Below are 13,305 nucleotides of genomic sequence, written 5' to 3' on the forward strand. Positions count from 1 at the left end.
CCATGGCGACCACGGAAACGACAGCCGTCGCCGCGCGCGCGGTCGAGGACGACATCCTGCTCAGGGTCGAGGATCTCCAGACCCACTTCCTGCTCGGATCGCAGGCGGTGAAGTCAGTCGACGGCGTCAGCTTCTCGCTGCGTCGCGGCGAGACGCTCGCCGTGGTCGGCGAGTCCGGCTCCGGCAAGTCGGTGACCAGCCTCTCGATCATGCGGCTACTTGCCCATCCCGGCAGCATCGTCGGCGGGCGCATCCTCTACCGCTTGCGCAGCGGCGAGGTCGTCGATCTCGCGCAGCTGCCGCTGAAGCGGATGCGCGCCATTCGCGGCAGCGAGATCGCGATGATCTTCCAGGAGCCGATGACGAGCCTCAACCCGCTCTTCACCGTCGGCGACCAGATCATGGAAATGATCCTGCTGCACGAGCCCTTGTCGCGGCGCGAGGCGCGGGCACGGGCCAAGCGCATGCTCGAACTGGTCGAGATCCCCGCGGCCGAGCGGCGCCTCGCGCAGTATCCGCACGAAATGTCCGGCGGCATGCGCCAGCGCGTGATGATCGCGCTCGCTCTGTCCTGCAATCCGGCCCTGCTGATCGCCGACGAGCCGACGACCGCGCTCGACGTCACCATCCAGGCGCAGATCCTCGACCTGCTGCGCCGGCTCCAGGCCGAGATCGGCATGAGCATCCTGTTCATCACCCATAACCTCGGCGTCGTCGCCGAGATCGCCCATGAGGTCGCGGTGATGTATGCCGGGCGCGTCGTCGAGCAGGGCCCGGTCGCCGGCGTCTTCGCAAGGCAGCGCCACCCCTATACGCGCGGCCTGCTCTCCTGCATTCCCGATGCGCGGCGCGACCGCGTTCCCGGCCAGGGGCGCCGCCTGCTCAACGCCATCCCTGGCAGCGTGCCGAGCCCCCTCGCCTTGCCGCCCGGCTGCACCTATGCGCCGCGCTGCCCACTGGCCGAAGAACGCTGCACGCAGGCCGTGCCGCCGCTGCTCGACGTCGCGGCCGCCCATCTCACCCGCTGCTGGAGGCACGACGCGCTGTGACGGCTGCAAGCACGCCCGCAACCCCGGTCGCTTCGGAGACGCCGCTGCTCTCCGTCCGCAATCTTCAGAAGGTCTTCTCGACCCGTGGCGGCGAGGTCCGGGCGGTTTCCGACGTCTCCTTCGAGGTCCGCCGCGGCAGCATCGTCGGCATCGTCGGCGAATCCGGCTCGGGCAAGACCACGGTCGGGCGCTGCATATTGCGTCTGGTCGAGCCCTCCGGCGGCGAAGCCGTGTTCGACGGCGTCGACCTGTTCGGCCTGCCGGAGAAGGCGCTGCGCGGCTATCGCCGGCGGCTGCAAATCATCTTCCAGGACCCGTATTCCAGCCTCAACCCGCGCATGCGGGTCGGCGAGATCATCGGCGAGGCGATCGACACGCACGGCCTCGCCAAGGGCAAGGCCCGTGAGGCGCGGATCGCCGAGCTGCTCGACCGGGTCGGTCTCAACGCCGAGCACGCACGGCGCTACCCGCATGAATTCTCCGGCGGCCAGCGCCAGCGCATCGGCATCGCAAGGGCGCTCGCGGTGGAGCCCGAGCTGATCATCGCTGACGAGCCGGTCTCGGCGCTCGACGTCTCGGTCCAGGCCCAGGTGCTCAACCTGATCCAGGAGCTGCAGCGCGAACTCGGCCTGACCATGGTCTTCATCAGCCATGACCTCTCCGTGGTCGAGTATCTCTGCGACGACATCGTCGTGCTCTATCTCGGCCGGATCATGGAGAAGGGCCCGGCGCAGGAGGTCTACGCCAATCCGCGCCACCCCTACACCAAGGTGCTGCTCTCGGCCGCACCGGTGCCCGATCCGAGCATCAAGCGCGAGCGCGTCATCCTCAAGGGTGACATCCCGAGCCCGCTCAACCCGCCTTCGGGCTGCGTCTTCCGCACACGCTGCCCGCATGTGATCGACGCCTGCGCCAGCGCGATCCCCGAGATCGAGGAGGTCGGCCTCGGCCACAGCGTCGCCTGCATCAGGCAGAGGGAACTCGCCGACACGGCGGGCTGAGCCCGCCGCGGCGCTTCGCACTCGGCACGTGCAGAGGGGCTTGACCTTACCACTGTGGGAAGGTGCAGGCTGCTGTCATCGTCAACCGAGGACAGCGAACCATGTGCTCCTGCCAGCAACATTCCCAAGCCGCCGCGACCGCCGCGGCGCCGGCCGAAGGCGCCGTCAGCTTCCGGGTCGAGGACATGACCTGCGGCCATTGCGCCGGCACCGTCAAGACCGCCATCGAGAGCAAGCTGCCGGGAACCAGCGTCGACGCCGACCCCGCCTCCAAGCTGGTCAGCGTCCGTGGCGGCGCCGATTTCGCAGCGCTGAGCGCGATCGTGACCGCTGCCGGCTACACCCCCAGCGCACAGCTGACGCGCTGACCCGAGAGAGAGACCGGCGGGCAGATCCCGCCGGCTTCGCATCACGGCGCGGGGAAAGAGAGACGGCACGATGGCTGATCACCAGCACCACGAACATCACGAGCATGGTCACCATCACGGCCATGGAGCGCCCGCGCCGGACAGCGTCAAGGACCCGGTCTGCGGCATGACCGTCGATCCCGCCACGGCGAAGCACAGCGCCTCCCACGCCGGCAAGACCTACTTCTTCTGCTCCGAGGGCTGCCACAGCAGGTTCCAGGCGAAACCGGCCGCCTATGCCGAGGGCACGACGCCGAAGCCCGCCGCAGCGCCCGCGCCCGAGGGCACGATCTATACCTGCCCGATGCATCCGCAGATCCGCCAGCCCGCCCCGGGCAGCTGCCCGATCTGCGGCATGGCGCTCGAGCCGGAGATGCCGACTGCCGATCAGGGGCCGAGCCACGAGCTCGTCGACATGACCCGGCGCTTCTGGATCGGCCTCGTCCTGACCCTGCCGGTCTTCGTCCTCGAAATGGGCGGCCATCTCCTCGGCCTGCACCAGCTGATCGCGCCGCAGAACTCCAACTGGCTGCAACTCGTCCTGGCGACGCCGGTCCTGCTCTGGGCGGGCTGGCCCTTCTTCGAGCGCGCCTTCGCATCCCTCGTCAATCGCAGCCTGAACATGTTCACGCTGATCGCCATGGGCACGGGTGTCGCCTGGATCTACAGCGTGATCGCGACCATCGCCCCCGGCATCTTCCCGCCGACATTGCGCGCTACCGACGGCTCGGTCGCCGTCTATTTCGAGGCCGCTGCCGTCATCACCGTGCTGGTGCTGCTCGGCCAGGTGCTGGAACTCAGGGCCCGCGAGCAGACCGGCGGCGCGATCCGCGCCTTGCTCGACCTCGTGCCGAAGACGGCGCGTCGCGTGCGCGAGGATGGCGAGGACGAGGATATCCCGCTCGAATCCGTCCATGTCGGCGACCGCCTGCGCGTGCGCCCGGGCGAGACCGTGCCGGTCGATGGCGAGCTCGTCGAAGGCCGCAGCTCGCTCGACGAATCCATGATCACCGGCGAATCCATGCCGGTCACCAAGGAGGTCGGCGCCGCGCTGATCGGCGGCACGCTCAACCGCACCGGCGGCTTCATCATGCGCGCCGGCAAGGTCGGCAGCGACACCATGCTCGCCCGGATCGTCAAAATGGTCGCCGAGGCGCAGCGCTCGCGCGCGCCGATCCAGCGCCTGGCCGATCAGGTCTCCGGCTGGTTCGTCCCGCTGGTCATCGTCATCGCCATCGCGGCCTTCGCCGCCTGGATGATGTTCGGCCCGGAACCGCGCCTCGCCCACGCCCTCATCGCCGCTGTCGCGGTGCTGATCATCGCCTGTCCCTGCGCGCTCGGCCTGGCGACGCCGATGTCGATCATGGTCGGTGTCGGGCGCGGCGCCGGCCTCGGCGTGCTGATCAAGAACGCCGAGGCGCTCGAACGCTTCGAGAAAGTCGACACGCTGGTCGTCGACAAGACCGGCACGCTGACCGAGGGCCAGCCCCGGCTGATCGCCATGCGGACGGCCGGCGGCATCGACCAGAACGAGCTGCTGCGCCTTTCCGCCTCGCTCGAGCGCGCCAGCGAGCATCCGCTCGCGACCGCGATCGTCGAAGCCGCCAAGGAGCGCGGCCTCGCCCTCGCCGAAGCCCGGGATTTCGACAGCCCGGTCGGCAAGGGCGTGACCGGCAGCGTCGAAGGCCGCGCGCTGGTCATCGGCAGCCACCGGATCATGGGCGAGCTCGGCATCGACTTTTCCGCGTTGTCCGCCGATGCCGAGACCCTGCGCGGCGAAGGCGGCACGGTGATCTTCGTCGCCATCGACGGCAAGCTCGCCGGCCTCTTGGCGATCGCCGATCCGATCAAGAAGACGACGCCGGCGGCGATCCGGGCGCTCCGCGACGCCGGCATTCGCGTCGTCATGCTGACCGGCGACAACCGCACGACGGCGCAGGCCGTGGCGCGCCAGCTCGGCATCGACGAGGTCGAGGCCGAGGTGCTGCCCGAGGAAAAGAGCGCCGTGGTCGACAAGCTGCGGGCCCAGGGACGGGTCGTCGCGATGGCCGGCGACGGCGTCAACGATGCCCCTGCCCTCGCCGCCGCCGATGTCGGCGTCGCCATGGGCACCGGAACCGACGTCGCGATCGAGAGCGCCGGCATCACCCTGGTCAAGGGCGACCTTCAGGGCATCGTGCGCGGGCTTCAGCTCAGCCGCGCGACGATGAGCAATATCCGACAGAACCTGTTCTTCGCCTTCGTCTACAACGCCGCCGGCGTCCCCGTCGCCGCGGGCCTGCTCTACCCGTTCTTCGGCATCCTGCTCTCGCCGATCATCGCGGCAGCGGCGATGGCATTGTCCTCGGTCAGCGTGATCGGCAACGCGCTGCGCCTGCGCGTCACGGCGCTCGACTAAGGCCTGCGCACCCGGAGCGGCAAGTTCCTGGGGGCGTTTCCGGGACCGGCTGGCGTTCCGCTTCGGCAGAATCAATCATCCTGGACGGATGCCCTGATGGAGCGGATGCGCCGCCCCATCGTCCCGCCGGCCTTCGCGCGCGCCACCCGGACATCACCCGGAACAAAAAATTCGGTGCGCGCCGGCAGGCCGGCAAGAGCCCGACGCCCTATGGTTTATTCCAGAAAACCGGTCTCCCGGGACCGAAAGCTTCACCTTTCGCCTGCTACGCCTAATTGCGGGGTTGACCGTCCGGCTTGCCACCGGTGGAGGGCGCTGACATGGTCGCGCCCAAGCCGATACCGGTGGCCGACAAAACTGCTGTTCCAGAGGAAACGTTACTGATGAAACGCCGCTCATTCCTGAAGGGCGCCGGCATCGGCGCGGCCGCCGGCATCGCCAGCCCGGCGATCGCGCAGAGCCTGCCGACGATCTCCTGGCGCCTGGCTTCGAGCTATCCGAAGTCGCTGGAGACCCTGTTCGGAGCCTGCACCCATTTCTCCGAAGCGGTCGCTGCGGTCACCGACGGAAAGTTCAAGATCCAGGTCTTCGCCACCGGCGAGATCGTGCCGGCGCTGCAGGTCGCCGATGCCGTGACGACCGGTACCGTCGAGATGGGCCATTCCGGCTCCTATTTCTATATCGGCAAGGACACCGCCTTCGCCTTCGGAACCGTGATCCCCTGGGGCCCGAACAGCCGCCAGATGCAGGCCTGGCTCTACCATGCCGGCGGCCTGGAGCTGCTCAACGAGTTCTATGCCAAGTTCAACATCTACAACCTGCCGGCCGGCAACACCGGCGCGCAGATGGGCGGCTGGTTCCGCAAGGAGATCAAGTCGGCCGCCGACCTCCAGGGCCTGAAGATGCGCATCGGCGGGCTCGGCGGCAATGTGCTGCAGAAGATGGGCGTGGTGCCGCAGCAGCTCGGCGCCGGCGACATCTATCCCGCGCTCGAGCGCGGCGTGCTCGATGCGGTGGAGTTCGTCGGCCCCTATGACGACGAGAAGCTCGGCTTCGCCAAGGTCGCGCCCTATTACTATTATCCTGGCTTCTGGGACGGCTCGGCCGAGCTCAGCTTCTTCATCAACCTGGAGAAGTGGAACAGCCTGCCGCCGGCCTATCAGAAGGCGCTGAAGGTCTGCGCCGAGGCGACCGGCCATGACATGCAGGCGAAATACGACGTGCTGAACCCGGCTGCGCTCAAGCGTCTGGTCGCCGGCGGCGCCCAGCTGCGGCAGCTGCCCAACGACATCCTCAAGGCGAGCTACAAGATCACCAAGGATCTCTACGCCGAGATGTCGGCCGCCAACCCGAACTTCAAGAAGATCTACGACCATCTCTGGGCGTATCAGCAGGACAGCCTGCGCTATTGGGCGATCTCCGACTTCGCCTATGACTACATGTCCGTCACTGCCCTGCAGCAGCGCTGGGCCGAAGGCTGAGACCAATCCGGCCGGGCCCTTCGGGGCCCGGCCGACAAGCATTTCGTCAGGTGCGGGTGCGCCGCTGGGCCGGACGCAGATGATCCGGCGTCACGGCTGAGAGCCGCGCAACGCCGAGCAGGATCATCGCCACGTCGAGCTCGTGGCGCAGCAGTGCGATCGCCTTCTCCGCGCCTTCCTGGCCGCCGGCCGTCAGCCCCCAGAGGAAGGGGCGGCCGATGCTGCAGGCGGTGGCACCGAGGCCGACCGCCTTCAGTATGTCCGTCCCACGCCGCACGCCGCCATCGACGATGAATTGGGCCCGGCGTCCGACCGCCCGCGCGATCTCGGGCAGCATCGTGACCGGAGCGGGCGAATGGTCGAGCTGGCGTCCGCCATGGTTCGAGACCATCAGCGCTTCGCAGCCGATCTCCACCGCCTTCGCCGCATCCTCCGGATGCATCACGCCCTTGATCACCATCGGGCCGCGCCAGAGATCGCGCAGCTTCTGCACGTCGCCCCAGTGCAGGGACGCGTCGAAGGAACCGGCGATGCGCTGGGCGATATTGGTGAAGCCGGTCGTCCCGGCATCCTCGAAATTGCCGAAGCGCGGCGGCGAGCGCAGCACGCCGAACGACCAGGAGGGATGCAGGGCCAGATCGAGCACATTGGCGAGGCTCGGCCGCAGCGGCATGGTGAAGCGGTTATGGACGTCGCGCTCGCGCCGCCCGGAGACCGGCAGGTCGAGCGTGACGCAGAGCACGCGATAGCCCGCCTCCTGCGCCCTGTGCACCAGACCATGCATCCAGTCGCGGTCGCGCAGGCCATAGAGCTGGAACCAGAGATCGGTCTCGGGCGCGCCCTTCGCGACCTCCTCGATCGAGGCCACCGACATGGTCGACAGCGTGTAGGGGATACCCATGCGGCCGGCTGCCCGGGCGGCGAGGATCTCGCCATTGGGGTGGTAGAAGCCGGTCAGGCCGGTGGGCGAGAAGACCAGCGGCAGCGCCTGCTCGCGCCCCAGCAGCTCGACCTTCGCCGAGCGTTCCGCCACATTGACGGCGATGCGATGCACGAGATGCCAGCCGAGGAAGCCGTCCTCATTGTCGCGCAGCGCCGTCTCGTCCTCGGCCCCGCCGTCGATATAGTCGAAGACCGCCTTCGGAAGGCGGCGCTGCGACAGGGTGCGCAGATCGCGGATCGAAGCCGCGTCGGCCAGCCCCGCGCCATAGGACAGCGCGGTTGCGCCGGTTTCTCTCACGATAGCCCTCCCTGATCTCTCGGCGCGCCGCCAGCTCGGGGGACGCGATCGCCCCTCCTTGTCACGGAGCGGAGCGGTGAGGAACGCCGGAGCGGGGAAGCGGACCTGACATGACCGCATAGCGACCGAACGGTTTCGAAGCCTCTCCGCAACCGCGCTTCGCGATGCCCGCCCGTTTCGGCAGGCGGCAGACGCGGATACGGCGGGCAGGCCGCGCCATGTTTCCGGCGCCGATCCCCGCCCGCTTCCGTCCGTCGAAATGGCGTCGCGGCGGCCGAACGATCGGCGCCCGATGCCGGCTCAATCGCTCATCAGGCTCCTGAAGACCAGGACCGAATGGGGGCTCTTCGAGGAGAGCCCGACGACCCTGCAGCCCTCCCGGACCGGCCCCGCCCCACGCAGCGTCACCGTCGCGCGGTCCTTCGAATATCCGCCCGTCACCTGGTAGGGTGCGGGCGGGCAGCCCTGCTTGAACGCATAGGCAGTGCCCGAAAGCTTGCCACCTTCCTTGAAGGGCTGTCCGCGGAACAGGACCGTCCCCTTCCGGGCGAGGCCGTTCAGGGAGGCCTTCGGCTCCTCGTAGACGATGAGGCCGTGCTCGAACGCCATCTTCATCAGGCTCCCATTATGGTCGTAGGGACCGTGGGAGGCTGCCAGATGGCCCAATGTCTCGAAGTCGAAGAGCTCGTCATCCGCGGCAGATCGGGTGGCTGCAAGCACGAGGCCGGCTTTGGCAGGATCGTCGCGCCCCGGCGTGGCCGTGAGAATGGCAGTTTCGGCCTCATTTGAAGCAGAGCGCGCATCGCCCGCCTCGACACCGCAGAACGCTGCCAAGGCGAGCATCATGACCGAACAGCTTTTCATGGTTTCCCCAACAGATGAACGTGCCCGCAAAATGCCCGAAGCGCGTCAAATCCGGTTCAATCGGATCGCTAGAATTGCGGCGATGTTCACGCCTGTTCACACACCAGATCCTGCCGCGGATCAGGCACCGCCGCACAGACCGGGGCGTCCCTGAAGCACCGCCCGCGCCCGCTGCGACCAAAGCACGGCTTGACCTTGGCCCCCGTCTCGGCGTGGAAGAACCAGGAAGCGGCTGCGGGGATACTGCCCTGGCCGCGACCGGTTCAGCCCCGTGGAGCTCTCTCAACCACGAATTTGACCGGAGCAGCCTCCGGCTCGCCTGAACCGGATCGATCAGAAACGGATTTCGAGATGTCGAGAATTGCGAATGCGGCACTGCGCGCGAAGGTAATGGGCGCACAGGATGCAGCAGCGCTCGTCAAGAGCGGCATGACCGTGGGATTGAGCGGCTTCACCGGTTCGGGCTATCCGAAGGCGGTGCCGCTGGCCCTGGCGGCGCGCATCGAGGCGGCCCATGCGGCGGGCGATCCGTTCCGCGTCAGGATATGGACCGGTGCCTCGACCGGCCCGGAGCTCGACGGCGCCCTCGCCAAGGTCGACGGCATCGAATTCCGCCTGCCCTATAATTCCGACCCCATCGCCCGCGAGAAGATCAACAGCGGGCAGATGGACTATTTCGACATGCACCTCTCGCAGGTCGCGCCAATGGCCTGGCAGGGTTTTCTCGGCCCGCTCGACGTGGCGGTCGTAGAGGTCACCGGCATCCGCGAGGACGGCTCGCTCATTCCGTCCTCCTCCGTCGGCAACAACAAGACCTGGCTCGACCGCGCCGACAAGGTAATCCTCGAGGTCAATCGCTGGCAGAGCACCGCGCTCGAAGGCATGCACGACATCTATTACGGCACGGCCCTGCCGCCGCACCGCGTGCCGATCCCGCTCGTGAAGCCGCAGGACCGTATCGGCGAACCCTATCTGCGCTGCGACCCCGCCAAGATCGCGGCGATCGTCGAGACCGAGGCGCCGGACCGCAACCTGCCCTTCTCGCCGCCGGATGCGGCGGCCAAGGCCATCGCCGGCCATCTCATCGCTTTCCTCAGCCATGAGGTGGCGAAAGGCCGCCTGCCCGCCTCGCTGCTGCCGCTGCAATCGGGCGTCGGCAACATCGCCAACGCCGTGCTCTCGGGCCTGCTGGACGCGCCGTTCGAGAACCTGACCTCCTATACGGAGGTCATTCAGGACGGGATGATCGACCTGATCGATGCGGGCAAGCTGACGCTCGCCTCGGCCACCGCCTTCTCGGTCAGCCCGCAGGCGGCCGAGAAGATCAACGCCGGGATGGCGCGCTACCGCAACCACATGATCCTGCGACCACAGGAGATCAGCAATCATCCCGAGCTGATACGCAGGCTCGGCTGCATCGCCATGAACGGGCTGATCGAGGCCGACATCTACGGCAACGTCAACTCGACCCATGTCATGGGCTCGCGCATCCAGAACGGCATAGGCGGCTCGGGCGACTTCGCGCGCAACGCCTATATCTCGATCTTCATGACGCCCTCGACCGCCAAGGGCGGCACGATCTCAGCGATCGTGCCGCAGGCCAGCCATGTCGACCACATCACGCAGGACGTGCAGGTCATCGTCACCGAGCAGGGCCTCGCCGATCTGCGTGGCCTCAGCCCGAAGCAGCGCGCCCGCACGATCATCGCCAACTGCGCGCATCCGGACTACCGGCCGGCACTGGAGGATTATTACCGCCGGGCCCAGGCCGGATCCTACGGCCTGCAATCGCCTTGCCTGCCGGCCGAAGCCCTGTCCTGGCACCAGCGCTTCATCGAGACGGGCAGCATGCGGGGCTGAGCAGCCCGCCTCGAATTCCGAAGCCCGTCGCGCCGGCCGGGTTTTCCCGGCTCAGGCGAACTGGCTGATCTCTCGCTTGAGGTAGGTTCCGTGGCCCTTTCGGGCCTCGATCCTGCCGTTGCGGGCGACGATCTCGCCGCGGACCAGGGTGATGACCGGCCAGCCGGTGATCTTCATGCCTTCATAGGGCGTGTAGTCGGAGCCGTCGTCCAGCATGGCATGCGTCAGCACCTGCTCGATCTGCGGATCCCAGATCGCGATGTCGGCGTCGGCACCGACTGCGATCGTACCCTTGCGCGGATAGAGCCCATAGGTCCTGGCATGGTTGGTCGCGGTCAGGGCGACGAAGCGGTTGATATCGATCCGCCCTGCGATCACCCCCTCGGAAAACAGGATCGGCAGGCGCGCGCCGACGCCGGGAATGCCGTTGGGAACCCAACGGAAACTGGTGCGCCCTTTCGGTGCGAGCTTGCCCTGCGGATCGTCATAGCGGAACGGGCAGTGATCGGAGGAGAACACCGAGAACACGCCCTGCTGCAACCCTTCCCAGCAGGCTTCCTGGCTAGCCGCATCGCGGGGCGGCGGCGAGCAGACATATTTCGCCCCTTCCATGTTGAGACCGTCTAGATCTTGCTCGGTCAGGGTCAGATATTGCGGGCAGGTCTCGCCGAAGATCTTCAGGCCCTTCTGCTGGGCCCGGCGGATCTCCTCCATCGCCTCGCGGTTGGAGACATGGACGACCATCAGGGGGACGTCGGACAGCTCCGCCAGCGAGATTGCGCGATAGGTCGCCTCGCGCTCGGCGATGACCGGGCGGGAGCTGGCGTGGAAGCGTGGAGCCGTCCTGCCGGCCTGTTCGAGCTGCTCGGTCAGAAAGCGGATGACGTCGTAATTCTCGGCATGGACCATGACGAGTGCGCGCGTCTCGCGCGCCACCGCCATCACCTTCAGCAGCTCCAGATCGCTCAGGGCGAGGCCCTCATAGGTCATGAAGACCTTGAACGAGGTATAGCCGTCGCCGACCAGCGCCGGCAGCTCCTGGCCGAGAACCTGCTCGGTCGGGTCCGAGATGATCAGATGGAAGGAGATGTCGGTATAGCAGGCGCCTTCGGCCATGGCGTGATAGGCCTGCACGCTCTGGCGCAGCGGAACCCCGCTTTCCTGCAGGCAGAAGGGCAGGACGGTGGTGTTGCCGCCAAGTGCCGCCGAGCGCGTCGCGCTCTCGAAATCATCGGCCATCCGGATGCCCTCGCCTGAGGGCTGCGAGATATGGACATGGCTGTCTATGCCGCCGGGCAGAACCCATTTCCCCTGCGCATCAATGACGCGCTCGGCCTCGCCGAGATCCTCGCCCAGCGCGGCGATCCTGCCGTGCCTGATGCCGATATCGCAGTGAAACGTGTCGGAGGCGGTCGAAATGCGCCCGCCGCGGATGATTGTGTCGAACGTGCTCATGCCGACTTCCTCCGTCTGCGGGCGCTCGGCGCCTTGCCCGGCCTGGCGACCGCTGCGAGCGCCCGGGACATGGCCTCACCGGTCAGGCGGTTATGCTCCTCGAGCCGCTCGGCGAGATCGAGCCGGGCGCGGGCGCGCAGGGCGATCATGATCCGCTCATGTTCCTGGTAGGATTGCGCCAGCCGCTCGGAGAGCTCGTTGATGGTGAAGCGATAGCGCCAGATCTTCTGCTGCAGCGCCTCGTAGCTCTGCACCAGAACCGGGTTCTGCGTGGTCTGCGCCAGCTTCTGGTGGAAGGCGAAATTGAGATGCGTGTAGCTCGCATGCTCGTCCCGCATTAGGGCGTCCTTCAGGGCAAGATGCAGGCGCTCGAGTTCGGCGATGTCGGCATCGCTCGCGCGCTCCGGGGCGAGCAGGCCGATCAGCCGCTCCAGCGCGCCCTTGAACTCGACGAGCGGGCCGATCTCGCCGGGGTCGATCGGCGCGACCACGGCCCCGCGGTTCGGCCGCAAGGTGACGAAGCCTTCCGCAGCCATGACCTTGAGCGCCTCGCGCAAGGGCGTGCGCGATACCCCGAAGCGCTCGCACAGCTTGGCCTCGGGAATCCGGCTGCCGTCGGCCAGCTCGCCATTGAGCAGCAGCGTGCGCAATTGCGCGATCAGGGCCTCGTGCAGGGTCGGGGGCATCGCCATCGGCGTAGCTTCCGGCTCAGGAAAGGCGGGTGGCGCAGGCAAGGCCTGCCTCACGCGACAACCGGCGCGGCCAGTGTTCGATGCCCGAACATCCGACCGAGCTCGCGCAGCGGCTGCATATCGGCGCTCGTGGCATCGAGACAGCCCCATAAGGTGAAGGCGACGGAATCCAGGACCGGGATGCCGAGTTCCCGTTCGAGCTGCGGGGCGATCAGCGGGCCGCGCATATTGGTGCAGACGATGGCGATCGCATCCGGCGCACTGGCGGCGACCTCTCGGCACATGCCGGCGATCTCGGCCTCGACGACTTCCGCGAAGGAAAAATTGTCGGACCTGCCGCTGTGCCGCTCGGCGACCGTCTCGATGCCGAGCGCGGCATAATTGGCGATGATCTTCTGCTGCACATCGCCCGTATAGGGCGTGACCAGCCCGAGCCGCCTGACACCCATCGCCTTGAGCAGATGGTTGAGGCTGAGGATCGCGCTGGTGGCGCGCACGCCGGTCCGTTCTGCGATGGCGGCGCAGAGCCTCTCGTCACTGTCGAAGCCGAGCCAGCTCGCCGAGGTGCCGTTCCAGGCGATGACATCGGGGCGGGCATCGGCGAGCAGATCTGCCGCCTGAAGGATCGGCTCGAGCGAGAACTGGCTGTTGGACGCCGCGTCGAGCGCGATCTTCGTCACCCGGAAGCGGCTGAAATGCACGCTCACCGCCGGAAAAAGCGGCCAGGCCATGGCCGCCGTATAGGGCTCGAGCACCGTGTTGGAGGACGGGGTGAGCATGCCGATCACGGTCGGCTTAACGTCATATTGCATTCAGAAATCACTCACAGAGCCGGAGGGCGATAGGCTGGTCGCCAGA

11 protein-coding genes are annotated in these 13,305 nt (G+C 67.4%); 6 read left to right on the forward strand and 5 right to left on the reverse strand.

The window, feature by feature from the left end; genetic code table 11:
* The first annotated feature begins 2 nt into the window (after positions 1 to 2).
* The 5 genes from J0J10_RS19330 to J0J10_RS19350 all read left to right on the forward strand — a co-directional run bounded on the left by J0J10_RS19330 (position 3) and on the right by J0J10_RS19350 (position 6,336).
* Positions 3 to 1,049: an ABC transporter ATP-binding protein gene (locus J0J10_RS19330; RefSeq protein WP_291648330.1), complete on the forward strand. Its 1,047-nt coding sequence runs from the start codon at positions 3 to 5 to the stop codon at positions 1,047 to 1,049.
* Positions 1,046 to 2,050 (forward strand): ABC transporter ATP-binding protein, encoded by a 1,005-nt coding sequence (locus J0J10_RS19335; RefSeq protein WP_291648332.1) that lies wholly within the window; start codon positions 1,046 to 1,048, stop codon positions 2,048 to 2,050. Before J0J10_RS19330 ends, J0J10_RS19335 begins: the two co-directional genes overlap by 4 nt.
* Positions 2,051 to 2,151: 101 nt before the next feature.
* A complete protein-coding gene (locus J0J10_RS19340) occupies positions 2,152 to 2,418 on the forward strand; it encodes a heavy-metal-associated domain-containing protein (protein WP_291648334.1) in 267 nt (88 codons plus the stop codon).
* A 70-nt stretch (positions 2,419 to 2,488) separates the two neighbouring features.
* The gene (locus J0J10_RS19345) at positions 2,489 to 4,855 is read left to right on the forward strand and encodes a heavy metal translocating P-type ATPase (RefSeq protein WP_291648336.1); all 2,367 of its coding nucleotides are present in this window, start codon (positions 2,489 to 2,491) and stop codon (positions 4,853 to 4,855) included.
* 383 nt (positions 4,856 to 5,238) lie between these two features.
* Positions 5,239 to 6,336, forward strand: a complete 1,098-nt coding sequence (locus tag J0J10_RS19350; protein ID WP_291648338.1) for a TRAP transporter substrate-binding protein — start codon at positions 5,239 to 5,241, stop codon at positions 6,334 to 6,336.
* A gap of 46 nt (positions 6,337 to 6,382) precedes the next feature.
* On the opposite strand, the gene J0J10_RS19355 is transcribed toward J0J10_RS19350, so the two are convergent.
* Positions 6,383 to 7,576, reverse strand: a complete 1,194-nt coding sequence (locus tag J0J10_RS19355; RefSeq protein WP_291648341.1) for an alpha-hydroxy acid oxidase — start codon at positions 7,574 to 7,576, stop codon at positions 6,383 to 6,385.
* A gap of 300 nt (positions 7,577 to 7,876) precedes the next feature.
* On the reverse strand, positions 7,877 to 8,419 hold the full coding sequence (locus J0J10_RS19360; protein WP_291648343.1) for a hypothetical protein: 543 nt from the start codon (positions 8,417 to 8,419) through the stop codon (positions 7,877 to 7,879).
* 372 nt (positions 8,420 to 8,791) lie between these two features.
* On the opposite strand from J0J10_RS19360, the gene J0J10_RS19365 reads away from it, so the two are divergent.
* On the forward strand, positions 8,792 to 10,300 hold the full coding sequence (locus tag J0J10_RS19365) for an acetyl-CoA hydrolase/transferase family protein (RefSeq protein ID WP_291634568.1): 1,509 nt from the start codon (positions 8,792 to 8,794) through the stop codon (positions 10,298 to 10,300).
* Positions 10,301 to 10,351: 51 nt separating this feature from the next.
* On the opposite strand, the gene hydA is transcribed toward J0J10_RS19365, so the two are convergent.
* From hydA to J0J10_RS19380, 3 genes are read right to left on the reverse strand one after another with little or no spacing between them, the layout of a single operon-like run.
* The gene (gene hydA / locus J0J10_RS19370) at positions 10,352 to 11,755 is read right to left on the reverse strand and encodes a dihydropyrimidinase (protein ID WP_291648345.1); all 1,404 of its coding nucleotides are present in this window, start codon (positions 11,753 to 11,755) and stop codon (positions 10,352 to 10,354) included.
* The gene (locus J0J10_RS19375; RefSeq protein WP_291634564.1) at positions 11,752 to 12,447 is read right to left on the reverse strand and encodes a GntR family transcriptional regulator; all 696 of its coding nucleotides are present in this window, start codon (positions 12,445 to 12,447) and stop codon (positions 11,752 to 11,754) included. The genes hydA and J0J10_RS19375 overlap by 4 nt, the downstream gene beginning before the upstream one ends.
* 50 nt (positions 12,448 to 12,497) lie before the next feature.
* Positions 12,498 to 13,259, reverse strand: a complete 762-nt coding sequence (locus tag J0J10_RS19380) for a maleate cis-trans isomerase family protein (protein ID WP_291648347.1) — start codon at positions 13,257 to 13,259, stop codon at positions 12,498 to 12,500.
* Positions 13,260 to 13,305 lie beyond the last annotated feature (46 nt).

It is taken from the genome of Allobosea sp., assembly GCF_017308075.1.
GTDB lineage: Bacteria > Pseudomonadota > Alphaproteobacteria > Rhizobiales > Beijerinckiaceae > Allobosea.